At 49.4% G+C, this 18,193-nt stretch carries 14 protein-coding genes and 1 other RNA gene; 5 read left to right on the top strand and 10 right to left on the bottom strand.

The window, feature by feature from the left end; translation table 11 throughout:
* Positions 1–107: 107 nt before the first annotated feature.
* On the top strand, positions 108–1,028 hold the full coding sequence (locus tag SHEWANA3_RS20295; protein WP_011718614.1) for a DMT family transporter: 921 nt from the start codon (positions 108–110) through the stop codon (positions 1,026–1,028).
* A gap of 18 nt (positions 1,029–1,046) precedes the next feature.
* Here the strand turns inward: SHEWANA3_RS20295 and dolP are convergent, their stop codons facing one another.
* The 4 genes from dolP to SHEWANA3_RS20275 all read right to left on the bottom strand — a co-directional run bounded on the left by dolP (position 1,047) and on the right by SHEWANA3_RS20275 (position 4,516).
* Positions 1,047–1,613 carry a division/outer membrane stress-associated lipid-binding lipoprotein gene (gene dolP, locus SHEWANA3_RS20290; RefSeq protein ID WP_011624409.1) on the bottom strand — a complete coding sequence of 189 codons (567 nt, stop codon included), beginning with the start codon at positions 1,611–1,613 and terminating at the stop codon, positions 1,047–1,049.
* Positions 1,610–2,203 (bottom strand): phosphoheptose isomerase, encoded by a 594-nt coding sequence (locus tag SHEWANA3_RS20285; RefSeq protein WP_011070670.1) that lies wholly within the window; start codon positions 2,201–2,203, stop codon positions 1,610–1,612. Before SHEWANA3_RS20285 ends, dolP begins: the two co-directional genes overlap by 4 nt.
* Before the next feature lie 106 nt (positions 2,204–2,309).
* Positions 2,310–2,636, bottom strand: a complete 327-nt coding sequence (locus tag SHEWANA3_RS20280; protein ID WP_011718613.1) for a YraN family protein — start codon at positions 2,634–2,636, stop codon at positions 2,310–2,312.
* The gene (locus tag SHEWANA3_RS20275; protein WP_011718612.1) at positions 2,633–4,516 is read right to left on the bottom strand and encodes a penicillin-binding protein activator; all 1,884 of its coding nucleotides are present in this window, start codon (positions 4,514–4,516) and stop codon (positions 2,633–2,635) included. The genes SHEWANA3_RS20280 and SHEWANA3_RS20275 overlap by 4 nt, the downstream gene beginning before the upstream one ends.
* 88 nt (positions 4,517–4,604) lie before the next feature.
* Here SHEWANA3_RS20275 and rsmI point away from each other — a divergent pair, with 88 nt between their 5' ends.
* A complete protein-coding gene (rsmI, locus tag SHEWANA3_RS20270) occupies positions 4,605–5,450 on the top strand; it encodes a 16S rRNA (cytidine(1402)-2'-O)-methyltransferase (RefSeq protein ID WP_011718611.1) in 846 nt (281 codons plus the stop codon).
* A gap of 75 nt (positions 5,451–5,525) precedes the next feature.
* An RNA gene (gene rnpB / locus SHEWANA3_RS23055) (RNase P RNA component class A) lies at positions 5,526–5,879 on the top strand.
* 115 nt (positions 5,880–5,994) lie between these two features.
* On the opposite strand, the gene SHEWANA3_RS20265 is transcribed toward rnpB, so the two are convergent.
* The 3 genes from SHEWANA3_RS20265 to SHEWANA3_RS20255 form a co-directional block, all read right to left on the bottom strand.
* Complete coding sequence (locus SHEWANA3_RS20265; RefSeq protein WP_011718610.1) at positions 5,995–6,501, bottom strand: hypothetical protein; 507 nt, start codon at positions 6,499–6,501, stop codon at positions 5,995–5,997.
* A gap of 132 nt (positions 6,502–6,633) precedes the next feature.
* Positions 6,634–8,274, bottom strand: a complete 1,641-nt coding sequence (locus SHEWANA3_RS20260) for a hypothetical protein (protein ID WP_011718609.1) — start codon at positions 8,272–8,274, stop codon at positions 6,634–6,636.
* A 173-nt stretch (positions 8,275–8,447) separates the two neighbouring features.
* Complete coding sequence (locus tag SHEWANA3_RS20255) at positions 8,448–9,668, bottom strand: threonine/serine exporter family protein (protein WP_011718608.1); 1,221 nt, start codon at positions 9,666–9,668, stop codon at positions 8,448–8,450.
* A 155-nt stretch (positions 9,669–9,823) separates the two neighbouring features.
* On the opposite strand from SHEWANA3_RS20255, the gene SHEWANA3_RS20250 reads away from it, so the two are divergent.
* Complete coding sequence (locus SHEWANA3_RS20250; protein ID WP_011718607.1) at positions 9,824–10,222, top strand: MAPEG family protein; 399 nt, start codon at positions 9,824–9,826, stop codon at positions 10,220–10,222.
* A gap of 212 nt (positions 10,223–10,434) precedes the next feature.
* The gene (locus tag SHEWANA3_RS20245; RefSeq protein ID WP_011718606.1) at positions 10,435–12,780 is read left to right on the top strand and encodes a YgiQ family radical SAM protein; all 2,346 of its coding nucleotides are present in this window, start codon (positions 10,435–10,437) and stop codon (positions 12,778–12,780) included.
* Positions 12,781–12,983: 203 nt separating this feature from the next.
* Here SHEWANA3_RS20245 and SHEWANA3_RS20240 read toward each other — a convergent pair whose 3' ends face one another.
* The 3 genes from SHEWANA3_RS20240 to speF form a co-directional block, all read right to left on the bottom strand.
* On the bottom strand, positions 12,984–14,138 hold the full coding sequence (locus tag SHEWANA3_RS20240) for a porin (protein ID WP_011624838.1): 1,155 nt from the start codon (positions 14,136–14,138) through the stop codon (positions 12,984–12,986).
* Between the two features lie 124 nt (positions 14,139–14,262).
* Positions 14,263–15,582 (bottom strand): putrescine-ornithine antiporter, encoded by a 1,320-nt coding sequence (gene potE / locus SHEWANA3_RS20235; RefSeq protein ID WP_011718605.1) that lies wholly within the window; start codon positions 15,580–15,582, stop codon positions 14,263–14,265.
* An 85-nt stretch (positions 15,583–15,667) separates the two neighbouring features.
* Positions 15,668–17,830: an ornithine decarboxylase SpeF gene (gene speF, locus SHEWANA3_RS20230; protein WP_011718604.1), complete on the bottom strand. Its 2,163-nt coding sequence runs from the start codon at positions 17,828–17,830 to the stop codon at positions 15,668–15,670.
* Positions 17,831–18,193 lie beyond the last annotated feature (363 nt).

The following is an 18,193-nucleotide window of genomic DNA, read 5'->3' as shown; positions in this document are numbered from 1 at the left end:
TAAAAGATTTAGTATGAATTTAATTCATCTAGCATGAGAAAGCATCATTTCAGCTTAAGTTTTGTGGGGATTATCATGCCAGCATTGAGATTTGTGGATGGTAAAAAATGCAGCGCCCTGTAGTTATCGGTTTGATTTTATTGATAGTGGGTAATCTATTTAGTGCTTTTTACGATGTATCGATCAAATGGTTGCCAGAAGATGCGAATGCGGCCACTTTTCTACTCGTGAGACAAATCACTTCAGTATTGATGTTACTCCCCATTTGGTTGTACTCGCAGCGACCCAAGACGGAACATATTTCGGTCCACCTTTGGCGTGCCAACATAGGCTCGGTTGGCGCGCTTTTTTTAATTATTGGCCTAATGGCTTTGCCTTTAGCGACGGTTAGCTCCCTGTTTTACTCGGCGCCGCTGATGATTATTCTGATGGGCTATTGGTTTTTAAAGGAGCGGATCACCACTGGGCAAGTGGCATGCACATTACTCGGGTTCGTCGGGATCTTAATTATCCTGAGGCCAAGTGAAATGAACTGGTTTGGATTGGCTGTGTTATTTTCGGCATTTACCTTTGCCGTCAATCAGTTGACCCTGAAAAAAGTCCCTAACACTGAGCATCCAGTATTAACCTTAATGTTGTATAACCTGCTGGGTATTCCTGCAACCTTAATCATTGCGGCATTTCAGGGGCTTGAGGGCCTGAGTTGGGGATTGTTAGCCGTAGCGCTACTCAGTAATGCCTTCTTGCTGATTTATCACTGGTTCTGCGTGCTGGCCTATCGCCGCGCACAGGCGAGCGATATTGCGATTGCTGAATATACAGGCCTGTTATTTGTTGTCTTCTTAGGCTGGCTGTTATTCGATGAATGGTTAGATAGCTTAAGTTGGCTGGGCGCCGCATTGATTGTGTTGCCGTCACTGTTTTTACCTTGGATTGGCATGTGGATGGCCAAGTCACCCAAGGTGATGGATAACATCCAAGTAAAAGCATTAGGACTGGAAGCGGTAGAAGGCGAGCCTAAACCCTAAGGGCTTAGGCTCAATCGGTTATTCGATGTATTCGAATACTTTAACGACTTTACGCACACCAGCGGTGTTACGCGCGATATCGACGGCCATGTCGGCCTGAGAGCGGTGAATGAGTCCGAGTAGGAAGACTTCGCCGTTTTCCGTGATGACCTTAATGCGGGTGACATCCAGCTCTTTCTCGTTGAGCATGCGACCCTTCACTTTCGTTGTCACCCAAGTGTCATTGCTACGGGTGGTGAAAGAGGTCGGGTTACCGATGCGGATCTGATTGTGGATCTTGCCGCCAAGCTTAAGATCTTGTACGACCTTAATTGCCTTATCCCTCAACATTGAGTTGGGGGCTTGACCAATCATCAGCACATTACCGTTAACCGAAACACCCGTGATATTCGTTTGTTTCTTCAGATCTTCATGCTCCAGCAGGGCGCTGGTGATCTTAAAATCGGTATTGGTATCGTCGAGCTGAGTCTTCACCGAACGCTCATCGTTGGCCATCATGGCGCCACTGACTGCGCCCACCATAACGGCACCGGCGCAACCTTGCAGCAGCATGCAAACCATTAACAGTGGGGCAGCATATCTCATTGCTGTTCGTCCTGCGGGAAGAGCGTGCGGTCGATATTGTCACAGAGGCAGTGGATAACCAGTAAGTGCACTTCTTGAATGCGTGCCGTCACGTTAGAAGGTACGCGGATTTCCACGTCGCCCACGCTCAGTAATCCCGCCATCGCGCCACCGTCTTTACCGGTTAAGGCAACGATAGTCATATCGCGGCTCAGGGCGGCTTCCATGGCTTTAATCACGTTGCCTGAGTTACCGCTGGTGGAAATCGCCAGCAGAATGTCACCAGGTTGACCTAAGGCTAAGATTTGTTTTGAGAAAATCTCATCATAGCTGTAGTCGTTGGCAATCGCCGTGATAGTTGAAGTGTCGGTTGACAGCGCAATCGCGGGCAATGGTGGACGTTCAATTTCGTAGCGGTTTAATAGCTCGGCCGAGAAGTGCTGGGCATCACCGGCACTGCCACCGTTACCGCAGGCAAGAATTTTATTGCCGCCCAAAAGACATTGCACCATCATCTCGGCCGCTTTGGCGATGGATTCTGGCAGTGCTTCGGCTGCATCGATTTTGGTCTGGATAGATTCAGTAAAGCTGTCTTTAATGCGTTCTAACATGGATACATCCTTTCAGGATAAAGTGTGGCTATGATGCCATATTTCCACGGTGGAGTTGAGGCATAAGCGTTAAAAATTATTCGATTAGCTGAGTCGAAGGCCTCGTTTAAAAGGCATCGACTAGCCAGTGGATTTGCGCGTCCTCGATGGCGACAACGTCGAATCGGCACGGCACATCCAGTTTATGCGTCTGTAAATAATGGCTGGCCGCCATGCGGATCCTGCCGATTTGTGCTTTGCTAAGTGCTTGTATTGCACCGCCAAATTGATTTGCTGAGCGATATTTTACTTCAACAAATACCCAGTGGTGTTTATGGCGCATGACGAGGTCTATTTCACCAAAGGGATAGCGGACATTGCGCGCGACAAAGGTTAACCCTTGCTGTTCGAGGTAACCTTGAGCGAGCGACTCTGCCTGCTGTCCGAGTGTCATAGTTGACGGAAACTGCCTCTTTGATAGCGTCCCCAGCTTAATTGGCGGTTAATCACGCCGTCAGGATTGACGGATAACACGCCGCTGCGTCCATTGAACTGGTAACCCGTGAATGAGCGCATCTGCGCCAGTTTGCTGATCAAATCCATGGCATCATAACCCATCACGAACAGGCGTTTTTGGCCGTTATTCCAGCCCGACCATAGTGTGTTAACCATCAGGTTTTCTTCACTGTTTTGCATTAGCCAAGGTGCATCGCTCATGGTCAGGTTATTTAAATCCTGCGCCGTTTGGCTCGATTCGTTGTCGATGCGGCTGCGGCTTGAGGTGTACAGCGGCACTGGCTGAGTAAAGACGCTGAAGTTCACATCGATAAAGGCCTTGAGCAAGGTTAAATCCTGCGGCGTCGAGATCATATAAATCGCATCGATATCTTGGCGCGAACGAAAATCGGCTTGTACCGAATTACCGAGCAGCTCCTTTATCCGCGCGATACGCGCTTGGCTATCACGGACACCGAGTGCATCCTGCACTGTGGTTTTCATCTTGTCGCCACCATCGTAGTAATAGACTTCGATAGGGGTATCGCTTTTCTTTTTCCAAGCTTGGATAAAGCTTTCTGCCATGCGTTTACCAATGGCGTCGTTGCTGGCGAGCAGTAGTGGCATGGTCACGCCATCTTGATACATGCGCGTTGCGGCATCGGCTGCTTCTTGGGCTGGTGACAGCGCAAAATAGAACTTATTGATATCGGACACAAACTTATCGGTTTGATTTAAAAACAGCTGCGGGATGGGTGCGATTGGAGCCGTAGGCGCGGCAGGAGCTGTACCCGTTGGCGTGCTGGTCGCAGGGGCTGTGTTGTTTAGTGCCAGTAATTGATCGATTTCATTTGGCAGCAAGGGGCCAATAATAAACTCGGCGCCCGCGTTCACTGCTTGCTGATAGGCGGCGACGGCATCATTGGCGGTATCGTAAAAATTCACCGCAACCTGCTCATTGGGTTTGGCTAAATAGCTGGCCAAAATCCCTTGGCGAATCGCGTTGGCTGCACTGGCGCGTTGACCTGTGAGCGGTAACAGGACGGCGATATTCTTCGGCATAAAAGGCTTGGCATTGAGCGCCCGATCCAAATCGGTCGGCAATTTGGCCGCCGCAGGATGATAAGGATTCTGCTTTTGCCAGTCGCCTAAGTAACGCACCAGTTGATTAGGGTCGACCGCATAATGTTTGGCGATATAGGCGAGCTGCAACCAACCAGCAAATACTGGGTTGTTGGCATCGCGGATAAAGGTTTGCAAGGTTTGCTCATGCATTGGCTGCAACACCTGCCATATTTGGTTATTGACTTCACTCGCCTCGGCGGGCGGTAAATAGGTGGTCAATGAACTCAGCTCGCGCACTTGCTCGATAGGTTGCTTATTCAACTGGAATAAATGCGCTCTAAATTGATGATACGCGGCCATTTGCCAGCCGGGTAACACCCAAGTGCTTGGATAGCTCAGGGTCTTGAGCGCCTCGACATAGGTCGATGTGTGCTCTAATACCCGCGCCGTCAGATATTTATGCTCGGCCACCAGAGTCGGGGTTTGGGTCAGGCTTGGCTGCATCGACTTCAGCAGTTTCTGCGCCGCCGCATAGTCATTGGCATTGATATAGGCATGCGCCGCCAGCAGCAGGTTAGTGTCGCGCTGCTGCGGATCTTTGCTATTCGCGGCCTGTGCTAAATACACATTGGGCGCCAATGGAGCAGAGGCTAAAGAGGTGGCCACTGTGGGGGCTGTACCGGTTGAGCTGGGCGCTTGGCTGCCGCAACCCGCCAACACTGCGGATAAAATGGCCACGGAAACGAACTTAGTTGTATTCAGGCTTTTTAACACTGGGCTTCACTCTGGTAAGATGCTGCCTCTAGTTTAACCTTCTCTTGCGCTTGACGAAAGTCTTGGCACTGTCATTACCGAGGTATATATGGACCAAAGCGTCGCACTCTACATTGTTCCCACTCCCATTGGTAACCTGGGGGACATGAGCCCACGTGCTATCGAAGTGCTCACTCAGGTCGCATTGATTGCCTGTGAAGATACGCGCCATAGTGGCAAGTTATTGAGTCATTTCGGTATTTCTACCCAAACGATCGCACTGCATGACCATAATGAGCGCGCCCGCGCCCAATGGATTGTGGAGCAGTTAGCCGCAGGGCAATCGATTGCGCTGATTTCCGATGCAGGTACACCGCTGATTTCTGACCCCGGCTATCACTTAGTCTCCCATGTGCGCCAGTCGGGTTTTAGCGTGATCCCATTGCCCGGCCCTTGCGCGGCGATTACCGCATTAAGCGCGTCGGGTTTACCATCGGATCGTTTCTCCTTCGAGGGCTTCTTACCTTCTAAAGAGAAGGCGCGTGCCGATAAGCTGCTCGAGCTTAAGGAAGACTCTCGCACGCTGATTTTTTATGAATCACCGCACCGCATCGAACACAGTTTAACGACCATGGTCGAAGTGTTAGGCGGCGAGCGGCAAGTGGTGATGGCGCGGGAAGTCACTAAAACCTTCGAGACCTTCCTCTCAGGCCCTGTGGCCGAGGTGCTGGCTACGGTCAGCAGCGATCCTTACCAGCAAAAAGGCGAGATAGTGCTGATGGTACATGGTCATCGCGCTGCGGAGGATGATGACGCCATTCCGACTGTCGCCATCAACACCTTGAAATTACTCTGTGAAGAATTGCCCCTCAAAAAGGCCGCCGCCATTGCCGCGCAAATTCACGGCCTTAAAAAGAATGCCCTGTATAAGTTCGGTTTAGAGTCGGATTTATAAGCGGATCTTTGAGATAGGCGCACATGGGCGGGATTAACAGTGGTACGCGCAGATTGCTTAGGCTATAATCCGCGCCGAGTTGGCCAGACAGTCGCTGCGCTCGCAAGAGCGGGGAGGAAAGTCCGGGCTTCAAAGAGCGGGGTGCCAGGTAACGCCTGGGCGGTGCGAACCGACGACAAGTGCAACAGAGAGGAGACCGCCATCATAGCCTCGGCTAAGGTGGTAAGGGTGAAAGGGTGCGGTAAGAGCGCACCGTGCGGCTAGCAATAGTCCGTAGCAAGGTAAACTCCACCCGAAGCAAGACCAAATAGGGTTCCGTATGGCGTGGCTCGCGTTGGAACCGGGTAGGTCGCTTGAGCCTGCGAGCGATTGCAGGCCTAGATGAATGACTGTCCAAGACAGGACCCGGCTTATCGGCCAACTCATTAAATTCAATAAAAAGCCCGTTTACCTTTTAGGTAAACGGGCTTTTTATTTGCTGAGTGATTAGCGGGCTGGATAGCAATAAAAGAAGAGTCTTCCCTATCTATCTGTCGCTATGGGCTTAATTATTCGGTGTTTGTTCTACTGCTGCCGATAAGTGTTTTTGTTCACTCGCAAGCACTTGCGCAATATTGATAAGATTCTGAGCGAGTTCTTTCGCTTTATCCTCGGGGAATTTGGTCGCCAGTGAGGCTTGCAGTTTTTCCTGCAGGTTTGCTAATACGGCTTGCTTATCGATATCTGTGACTGTCTGTTTGAGGTTAGTGATTCCACTGGAGAGTGCCTGTAGTTCTGGGAACAATTGCGCGTTCTTTAACGGGGCTAAGAGTGCTAAGTCCTTTAAATTTGCGTCGTCGACTTTATTGTCTAAGGTGAGAAGCAGATTATCGACTCTGTCGAAGGTCTGTTCGCTGCGACTAATTAAAGGCGCGATGGCAGCGTCTTCTATGAGTCCGGTGAATTTATCGACGGTGGCGTATAACAATCCCGCGACGATAATCAGCGGCAGCATGATCCCCGTGAATAATCCCACCCAAAAGTTGTTAAGCCCAGCGGCGAAATTTTTCATCTTAGTCCCTTATTCCCGTTAAACGCTTAAGTTACGCTATGCGCTTTGTCGATGGCTGACAAGTGTTTACTGCTGAAACTGCGTGATCAGCGATAAAACGAGGCGCATATCCGATGCGCGATAAATCACGGATTAGAAACTGCGCTTCACTAAGAATCGCCATTCCCAACTGTTGACCGAATCGCCGCCAGTGTAGGGCACTGATAGGTCAATATGGGCGACGTTGCCGTAACTGGAGCGAGAGGAATAAATCCGCGCGCCAATACCTATACTGGCAAGCGGGCCGCTGACCTCGTTATTGGCCGCTAACGGACCGCCCGAGGCTTGGCCGACATCGGCAAATACCGCCCAGCCGAGTTCGGCCAATTGGTATAGGTTGATATTGGGATAATTACGGATTTCGGCGGTGAGTAACCATTGGTTGTCGCCCTGTTGATATTCGTTGGGATAACCGCGTACCCCAGTTTCATCGCCGAGCCCTTCAGTGAGATCGAGGTAAGTGTTATTCGACACACTCGCCCATGCTTTGCCATAGGCTATCCATTTAGGATTGATTTGATAGAAGTATTCGGCCTGAACATTGGCTTGGTAGGTATCTTTTTGAGTGGTGCCTAAGGTGCTGGTGGCGCCCATTTCGAGTAACCATAAATGCTCATCAAACTTATAACCGCGGGTGGTTTGCCATTTGAAGTGGTAGCCCACTGGGTTATTGTCGCCTATATCATTGGTCTCGATACCCAATTGAATATAGTGGTGCCAACCTAAGTTAAAGTCTTCGTTATTACGAATAAGGTGCACATTAGTGAGTACCTGAAAGTTATCCTGAATAAACTCATAGGCGACCCAGGGATACATAAAGTCCCTGTCCTGGGGTAACGCGGAAGTGGGGTACACCTCTGAATTGGCAAACTCGTGCTTATCTTGGGTAAAACCAGTGATAAAGCGCGATAAGTGTTCGTTATTCTTATTGATTAACCAGCCATATTGCAGATTGAGATAGTCGACAGTGTGTTCAAACTCGTTCACCTCTTGGCCGTTTTGCCGCAAGATATCGGTGCGGCTATCATCCAAAAACTCGGCTGAGTACATGGTCTCAGTATTCAATGAATAGAAGGGCTTACTCACATACACATGCTTAGCTTGGCCGTCGCTATTATCGTAAAACTCGGCGGCAACAATACCGTGGTCGATGATGCTAATGGGCGCCTCGAAGGCAAACTTATAGCCAGTACGGGATTCATCGGATTGATATTTTAAGCGGGTGCGTATGCCTGTACCGAAGAGGTTATCTTCTTTCACGCCAAAGGAGTAACGGGTGTCACCGCCCGAGCTACTAAAGCTGGCCGTGGGGAGCAGTGACCAGTTATCCCAGGTTTCGATAACAATCGACTCATCATCGGGGTGGGCATCTGCCTCAGGGTCTTTCTCGCTGACATAGACTTTTGCATCGCGAATATAAGGTTCGGCACGCAGCAAACGTTGGGATTCGTCGAGGTCTTTTTGGGTAACAGTATCGTTTTCACCAAAGGTCAGCCTATCCTTAACCACATATTCCTTAGTGTTGATATGCAGATAGTTTGCCCAGCGGTGGATGAAAAATGCATCGGGATCGGATTCATCGAAGATCGGGTTACTGACAACCACAATCTTACTCACCTTTTTCGGGGCTTCAGCGGTTGCAGTTTTGGGCACGGCCTCATCCGCTCTGGCTAGGCTGACTAGGCCACAGAGGCAACAAGGTAGAATCGATGCATACAGGGTAAACTTCAGCATAAAACCACTCCCGTAAACTGGATGGCGACAGCTTAAGATTCTGCTGTGCTTCACAATTTAATAACACACGGGAAGTGGCGATTAGTCAAGGAAACATTTTAATAAGATTATGATTTTACTTAAGGTTGCTTTAAGAATCGGGCTGGAGTTGGCACCAGCCCTGAGAGGGGATGTTACAGCGTACGTCTTGGCGGTACCACGACGTTGGCAAAAATCAGTCCAGCGATAAGCGACATAAAGATCAAAAAGATCTGCGATCCAATATGGGATTGGTTAAGCATAGTTTCGCCGGAGATCAGCGCGTTCAGCCCTATGTAGGTTTTACTGCCGGGCACTAAAATAACAATACCTTGCAGCAGTGCAATCGAGGCGGGCGCCTTCATCCAACGGGCGAAGAGATTGGAATACACCCCAACCGCCAAGGCGCCGAAGAAGATCCCCACAGAATCCCCAAAAAAGTGCCCGCCTAACATGGCGGAGAAGAATGCCACTATCCCCGCCAGTACGCCCCAGGGCGAATCTTGCATCCGTGCCTTAAAGATAAACACCAGCGCCATCGAGAGAATCGGCACCGCCGACCAAATTGCCCAGCGCGGTAATCCCTCAGGCTCGATATGAATGGCTTCACCGAAGAAGGCTTTACCTATCGCCATCCCCAGCACTGCGCCAAAGTACAACTTAAACAACAACATACTGGCGTCCATGATCCGTGCTGTGCCCGAGATCAGGTCGCGTGCCGCCAGTTCCGCCAGCCCTAAGGTTAGGGCTAAGCCGGGAATAAAGATGATGATGGAGGAGAGGATCACCACGGGAATATTAATATTAGGGTCGATACGGGCAATGGCGCAGGCGGCAATGGCGCAAACAATCGTCGCAAAGGGCTCTAAGACTTCTGCCATGCGCGTCGAGCGCTCGGCGCGGTACACAAAGCCATAGACCAGCAAGCCTAACAAGCCTGACCAAAAGACATCGTTCCAACCCGTGCCCATCAACATGGCAAAGGCGGCCGCCGAGGTGCCAAAGGAGAAACAGGTTAATGCTGGGCCGTAGGGGTTGGGTTTATTGGCGATTTCCTCTAGCCTGTCTAAGGCTTCAGTGAGCGTGCGTTTACCCGAGGTGAGCTCATCTACCAGTTCATCGGTGCGAGCGAGGGAGCCTAAATCCAATTCGCCGGGTTTAACCCGCGCAACATGGTTATATTCTTGATCGGTATCGTGTTGTAATACGAAGGTCATGGAGGTCGGCGAGATTAAAAAATAACCTTCGATTCCGAGCGTCCGTGAGACGGTTTGCAAATGGGTTTCAAGACGGTAAGCGGGTGTGCCAAACTTATGTAAAGCCTTGCCTAGCTTAATGATAAATTTACGCTTTTCGAGAAACTGTTCGTTATCCAATCGGGCTATTCACTGTATAAAAAGTTGTAAGAGATCACGCGCGCATATTAACCTATCTTGTCGCTAAAAGGTTAATGGCTTTTAAGCTTAATACAAATAAATTGCTGAATTTTTGCGGTCTATACCGCGGTGATGTTAATCAAAAGGGAATCGCTATGCCGTTGATGGTAACAGGGTTTTACGCCAGCTTGACTGGGTTGTTGATAATAGCGCTGGCTTATCGAGTGGTGAAATTAAGACGAAGCCAAAAAATCGGTATCGGCGATGGCGGCAACAATACCTTGGCGCTGGCGGGCAGGGTGCATGCGAATTTGATTGAGAATGCGCCCATAGTATTGATTTTAATGCTGGTGGCCGAGGCGGGTGGCTTAGCGCATTCCTATTTGCATTGTTTTGGTACCGTGTGGATTGTGGCTCGCTTGCTCCATGCGATAGGGTTAACTCAGGGGAAAGGCGGTTATCATTTCGGCCGTTTTTGGGGCGTGTTGCTCACTTGGTTGGTGACTATCAGTCTAGCCTTAGTCAACTTAGTGCATTTTGCCCAAAGTCTGTAATGGCTGAGATAGGTTTATGGCCGTCTGAGCCATATCCCTAGCCACTTTAGGGGTATTGAACACATTGGTGCAAATACCCCGAAAAACACCTCGGCTGCTGTTTTTTTAATCGCACTTATCCCTGTTTGCCTGCTATACTCCGCGTCCCTAAATCGGTGCGGCCTGTTTTTGCCTGCACCTTTGTTTGACATTACGCTTTTGGGTCAAAATCGATGCAAGTTGAATCCACACTGTTTAGCCATCCCAAGTATTGGGCCGAGTCCTTCGGCACAGCGCCTTTCTTACCTATGTCTCGTAAGGAGATGGAGAAATTAGGCTGGGACAGCTGTGACATTATTATTGTCACTGGTGACGCCTATGTGGACCATCCCAGCTTTGGTATGGCGGTCATTGGCCGGATGTTAGAAGCCCAAGGCTACCGCGTCGGGATTATTTCTCAGCCCGATTGGTCAAGCAAAGATGCCTTTATGCAGCTTGGTCGCCCGAATCTGTTTTTTGGTGTCACCGCCGGCAACATGGATTCGATGATCAACCGTTACACCGCCGACCGTCGTATCCGCAGCGATGATGCTTATACTCCTGGCGATGTGGGTGGTAAGCGCCCTGACCGTGCTGTGACCGTTTATACCCAACGTTGTAAAGAAGCCTTTAAAGATGTGCCAGTAATTATTGGCGGCATCGAGGCGAGCCTGCGCCGTATTGCGCACTACGATTATTGGTCGGATAAAGTCCGTCGCAGCGTGATTTTCGATGCCAAGGCCGACATCTTGATGTACGGCAACGCCGAGCGTCCGCTGGCCGAAGTGGCGCGTCGTTTAGCGGCGGGTGAAGCCATTGGGGATATTCAGGATGTGCGCGGCACTGCCGTTATCCGTAAAGAGCCTATGCCCGAGTGGCGTGGGATGGATTCTCGCAAGATAGATCAACTGCATAAGATCGATCCGATCCCGAACCCCTATGGCGCCGACGATGTGGGCTGTGCCAATTTATCAGGCCCATCGGATGTTAAAATTTTCGATAACGATGCGCCAAAACCCATCAGTGTGCAGCCACCACGCCCTAAGCCTTGGGATAAAACCTATGTGCTGCTGCCAGCCTTTGAAAAGGTCTCTGAGGACAAATACTTATACGCCCATGCTTCGCGGATTTTGCACCAAGAGCAAAACCCGGGTTGTGCGCGAGCGTTGTTCCAGCCCCATGGTGACCGTGGTGTGTGGGTGAACCCTCCGGCTTGGCCACTCAATACCGACGAGATGGATGCCGTGTTCGATTTACCCTATAAAAGGGTGCCGCATCCTGCCTACGGTAAGGACAAAATCCCCGCCTATGACATGATCAAAACCTCGATCAACATCATGCGCGGTTGCTTTGGTGGCTGTTCATTCTGCTCGATTACCGAGCATGAAGGCCGGATTATCCAGAGCCGTTCGCAAGAATCAATTATCAAAGAAATCAAAGATATTCAGGATAAGGTTCCCGGTTTTACTGGGGTGATTTCCGACTTAGGCGGCCCCACCGCCAACATGTATCGCCTCGGCTGTACCAGCGAAAAAGCGGAGAAAACCTGTCGCCGTTTATCTTGTGTGTATCCATCAATTTGCGGCCATTTAGGCACAGATCATAAACATACTATCGACTTGTACCGCGCCGCTCGCGCCGTGCCCGGCATTAAGAAAATCTTGATTGCTTCGGGCGTGCGTTATGACTTAGCGATTGAAGATCCGGCCTATGTCAAAGAGTTGGTCCAGCACCATGTGGGCGGCTATTTGAAAATCGCCCCTGAGCATACCGAAGAAGGGCCGCTCAGCAAGATGATGAAACCCGGCATGGGCGCCTACGATAAGTTTAAAGAGCTGTTCGACAAGTATTCTAAGGAAGCGGGCAAAGAACAGTTCCTGATCCCTTATTTTATTTCGGCGCATCCGGGCACGACCGATGAGGATATGCTTAACCTCGCGCTCTGGTTGAAGGAGCGTAAGTTTAAGCTCGACCAAGTGCAAAACTTCTATCCATCGCCAATGGCAAACGCGACGACCATTTATCACACTGAGTTGAACTCGTTGAAAAACGTCAAGCACACCAGCGAAGTGGTGCCTGTGCCGAAGAAGGGCCGCCAACGCCGCCTGCATAAGGCGCTGCTGCGTTACCATGATCCAGCGGGTTGGCCTATCATCCGCGAAGGTTTGATTGCCATGGGACGTGAAGATTTGATTGGCAACAGTCCGAATCACCTCGTTCCACCAGAAGGGCGCAACGAACGTGGTCAGAAATGGATGAAGGATGCTAACCAAGGGCAAAAAGCCCTGACGCGTTTCTCGGGCAATCAGTTCGATGAGCGTAAGGGTAAAGGCGATGCCAAGGGCAAACCGAGCGCAAGCAAGCCTAAGGGACCCAAGTCTGGGGCGAATGCAACGCAAAGTCAGCAGCCTAAGAGCAGCCGTCCGGGCGCTAAGGCGCCTTTTGGTCAGTCGGGCTTTAAGGGAAAATCTGAGCAGGGTAAAGCTGGTCACCAAGGCCGCGGAAACAAAGCCTCTTCAGGCCGTCAGCACGCCAAGTAACGGCGAAAAAAAGCCACTCCAGTAAACCTATTTGGAGTGGCGTAGAGATGATGGTAAACCAGCGGTACCATCCAATGAGTGTGTGGCGAGCGTTTGTAGACGGAACGTGCGCCGCACCTCAGTCTCAAATGGGCCCACGGATATGAGGAACGTGAGCCACTATCCCTCAATGTACGGGAGAGCCTGATGAAGACTTTCCATTCCTAAAAGAAGTAGTTAATCCCTACCGCAAAGCCATTATCTTCCTGCGCTTCGAGTGCTGGGTCATCCATGTCGCTGAAATCTAACTTCATTTCGGCAAACATCACAGTGTCGTTACTGTAACGGTAGTGCAGGCCAAGCATGGCGAATTGGCGGGTCCATTTGCCTTGGATGGGCGTGCTGGCATCTGTGTCTAAGTCCAAATAGCTGAGGACAATCATAGGCACAAAACCGTTATCGAATTGATAGGCCGTCATCAGCTCGGCGCCGGTGGCATCGTAGAGTTCGCCGCCGACCAACTCATTGTTCTTACTCTGATGGGCGTTAAAGCCGACGTAGAGACCGCTGGCTTCGCGGTTATCGGCGTAGTGATAGTAATCACCATACATGGCGCCGATACCGACGATTTCGTTAGTTTCATCGACTTGAGTGTTGCCTAGATGGCCTTCAAAGTCGCCACGGTTAAAGCCGGCGAGCAGTTTAAATTTATCGGTGAGTGAGTAGGTCAGGCTGGCACCGTAACTGCTGTCGAAATTAAGCTCAGAGTTGGTCATTTCGCTGCCGTCATCGTTTTTTAAGGTGACATCACCATTGGTTTTGGCGGCGTATTGCAGGGCAATTTGCACTGGGCCAAAGCTATTTCGATAGATAAACGCGGAGTCGGCACGGCCTGTTCCGGTTAAGCCGCCATCGCTAAAGGCGTAGGCGCCGACACTATATCCGGCGAAGACGTTCGGTAAATCTGTCGTGCCTGCAACATCGTAGTAAGCGCCCCATTGCTTACCAAAACTGAGGCTACCCCATTCATCGTGCGACATACCGACATAACCTAAACGGTTATAGAGGAAGTCTTCGGTTTTTTCGGCGGCCAGTTTGCCACCTTGCATCACTAAACTGTCATCGCTGGACACCATGTTGATGCCCCATTCCGTGGTGGCAAAGGCGGTCCAGCCATTTCTCTCGCTGCGTTCAAAGCTAAATCGTACTCGGGAGGAGTCATCAATTACTGAGGTATCGTGGCTGTCGTTGAGTGCCGCGAAGCCTAACCAACCACTTAAATCTAATGAGTTTTTTTGATCGTTATAGAGTTCAACCGCTTGGCTGCTGGTGGCGGCCAACAGCATGGGTAGCATTAACGCGATGCATGTTTTTTTCATAGTTCCACCGAAAATAGGCAAGTTTTGTCTGGGGACCTTAAGCACTGTGGCTTAAGGTCCCTGAAGACGGATTGGTTTTATGTTTCTTATCTAGTAATGGGTGAGAATCGCAGGGGAGACGTGCTCACGCTGCTTTGATCTCAGCTGTTGGTGTTTTATTGGAAATCACCCCGTAGATGGTCCAACCGAAGAAGGTCGCGATAGCACCTAACATCACTGCGGTTTCACCAGAGCTATAGAGGGCGTAGAAGCTATACAGGGCGCCGATAACCGCAATCACGTTGGCAACACGGGCCTTGTTCGCTGGTACTTTGAGTTGTTTTTGCATCACACCTAGGGCTGCCATCGACAGGATGTAAGGCACAATGTTAGTCACCACGGCGAGGTTAACCAGGGCTTCAAACTGTTTGCTCAGTGATGGGCTAATAGTCATCAGAGACAGCAGGGTTTGAATCGAAACGATGATGGTCATACCCCAAATTGGTGCATCGGCTTTACTGACCTTAGAGAACACTTTAGGGAAGAAACCTTCATCGGCAGAGGCTTTAAACACTTGCGCGATAGTGAACTGCCAACCCAGCAGTGAGCCAGTACAAGAGATAATGGCGCAGGCCATCACGATTTTACCGACCACAGGGTTAAACATTTGTGCGAAGGCTAGACCGAAAGGTGCGTTTGAGTTGGCAAGGTCGGCGTTAGGCACAATACCGGCAATCACGTTGGTTGAAACGATATAGATAAGCGCTGCACCTAAGGTACCGCCCATTACGGCGATAGGAACGTTTTTCTCTGGGTTATCAACTGTCTCCGAGTTAGCACAAGCTGATTCTAAGCCAAGGAATGCCCATAAAGTCATCGCGATTGAACCGCCTAAGGCTTTAAAGAAAGGCATATCGTGTGGGTTCCAAGCACCTTTGTAGAGGTCGATGTCGAACCAGAACCAACCGATTAACGACACACCAATCACGGGCAGAATAATCCCCCACACGGTGACGCTACTCACGCGACCCGTAATGCGGGCGCCACCAAAGTTAGCCACTGTTGCTAACCAAAGCACACCAATGGTGGCAAGACAGATAGCCATTGGGCTTAAGTTCACTTCGAGTAACACCGCGGCATAACCCACGGCAGAGATAGCGATGGCGACGTTAGCGATTAAAAGCGATACCGCATAGGTGTAGTTCGCCATAAAGTTACCGCTGCGACCGAAGGCATATTCGGCGTAACCGCCCATACCACCCGATTTTTTACTGAACATACCGCATTTGGCAAAGGCATAGGCAAGCGCCGTAGAACCCGCCGCCGTGACTAACCAAGAAAGGATAGAAATAGTACCGACTTGGGCTAATTGGGTTGGCAACATGATAATACCTGAACCCATCATGTTGACTATGGTGATAATAGTTAATTGGACGACACCAATTTTATTTGCTGATTTACTCATAATAATGACCTAATAATGTTATTCATTATAGAAGTTTGAAATTGACTGCAGAGCGGGGTTAATTAACTCTGCAGTCGGGTTTCAATTATTTATTTAATACATAACCTAGGGCTTGGATTTTTCCGTCTGGGGGGGTTTCGAGGTAAACACCTTGTAATTCAGGGGAGAATCCGGGTAATAAGTTGATGCCTTCTTCAAGGGCTAAGAAATAACGTTGTACCGCGCCGCCCCATATTTCACCTGGGACCACACATAACACTCCAGGTGGATAAGGCAATGCACCTTCTGCAGCAATGCGTCCCTCAATTTGTGACAGTGGCACTAACTCCACTTTGCCACGGATAAACTCGAGGTTGGCTTCCTGTGGATCCATCACTTTTGTTGGGAAATGCGCCTGGCGGAACATTTCTTTTTGCAGTTGTTTTACGTCATGGCTGACATAAAGGTTGTGCATTTCTTGGCAGAGTTGACGAATGGTATAGTCTTTATAACGGGCTTTATTAGCGTTATAGACGTTAGGTAATACTTCAGATAATGGCGCATCTTCATCGACTAATTTCTCGAAGCGAGATATTTGCGACACTAAGTGTTGCATCTTCGCCATATCTTCCGCAGGTGTCATCAGGAATAAAATCGAATTTAAGTCGCACTTCTCGGGAATAATATTATTTTCACGTAAGAAGTTAGCCAGAATAGTTGCAGGAATACCGAACTCAGTATATTTACCGGTTTCGGCATCGATACCAGGCGTGGTTAATAGGAACTTACAAGGGTCTACGAAATATTGGCCTTTTTCGTAACCGTCGAAGGAGTGCCATTTTTGTCCGGGTTCAAACTCGAAGAAACGTAAATCATCGGCCATTTGTTCGGTTGGATAATCCTGCCATGGGCGTCCCTCGATCATGCTTGGGATAAATGGCTTGATATATTTACATTTTTTGAGCAGTAACTTGCGAGCTTCAATACCAGCTTTAACCGCCTCACGCCATAGATAACGGCCGCTGGCGCCTTCGTGCATTTTAGCGTTCACATCCAATGCGGCAAACAGCGGATAGAAGGGGCTGGTAGAGGCATGCATCATAAAGGCGTTGTTGAAGCGTTTATGGTTGCAGTATCTGGCTTGGCCTTTGATATGTGAGTCTTTTTTGTGAATTTGCGAGGTTTGTGAGAAGCCTGCCTGCTGTTTGTGCACTGACTGAGTCACGATAATACCGGGATCTTCAGGCGTCAGTTCGAGCAGCAGAGGCGAGCAGTCATTCATCATAGGAATAAATTGCTCGTAGCCAACCCAAGCTGAGTCAAACAGGATGTAATCACATAGATGTCCAATACGATCAACGACTTGGCGAGCATTGTAGATAGTACCGTCGTAGGTGCCTAGTTGGATAATGGCTAAGCGGAATGGACGTTGTTCATCGGCACGCTCAGGTGCAACGGCGCGGATTTGTTCCCTTAAATAAGACTCTTGGAAGCAGTGGGCGTCGATACCACCAATAAAGCCGAAGGGGTTACGGGCGGTTTCTAAATAAATCGGTGTTGCACCGGCTTGAATTAACGCGCCATGGTGGTTGGATTTATGGTTGTTACGGTCGAATAATACCAGGTCGCCCTTCGCCAGCAGTGCGTTGGTCGCCACTTTGTTTGAAGAAGAAGTGCCGTTGAGCACAAAGTAGGTTTTATCGGCGTTAAAGACCTTAGCCGCGTATTTTTGTGCATCCAGCGGCGCGCCTTCGTGGATTAATAGATCGCCGAGTTTAACGTCGGCATTACACATATCTGAGCGGAAAATGGTTTCGCCAAAGAAATCGAAAAATTGGCGACCCACAGGATGTTTACGGAAGAATTGACCACCCTGATGGCCTGGACAGGCGAAGGTGGAGTTGCCCATTTCCACGTATTTTTTCAGTGTGCCAAAGAAAGGCGGTAATAGGGCTTGTTCATATTTTTGGACGGCGGTTTCGACCTGTTTACCATAGAAATCGGTATTGCTACCGCAGAGCTCAAATACCCCGGTAATAGAAGAGCAAATATCATCTGGGAAGGTTTCTTCACAACAAACTGATACGAAAATAGGCAGTTTTAATCCGGTATTTTTAATTTTTTCAACAATACCATTTTTAACATCATCAACAGAGACTACAGCCGCGCCCACATCGCAAAAATCTGTGGTTAATACATTGACAACTTCTCTGTCTATTTCAAAACATGATCTAACAGATAAGCTGGCGGCAACTTTTAATGATTTCATCGTTAATTTCCCTTTTACTTTAAAAAGTTTTGGATACAACTTGGCCTATACCTAATTAAAAAATATTAATGGCATTAAATTAGATATGGCTATTCCGTGTGCAGATATGATGAGGCTATAAGTCGTCCAAGAATAAAATAGATATATTTATTCCGAGAGAATTATTTGGCCGCAGCTTGGCTGCACTGACTAAAGAATGCTTTGATTTAGATGCGAGATAATAAACCTGCAAAAACAGTACGATAAGTGTATGCGCTTACAAGGGCAATACCACTTTAGACCTGTTAATTGGCCTACTACCTACGCGAAGATTAGCGAAGGAAGATGTATGAATGGTCGAAATAGTCGCGTTGGCTAGGCATC

The organism is Shewanella sp. ANA-3 (genome assembly GCF_000203935.1).
Lineage (GTDB): Bacteria > Pseudomonadota > Gammaproteobacteria > Enterobacterales > Shewanellaceae > Shewanella.
This window is presented reverse-complemented; position numbering and strand designations above follow the sequence as displayed.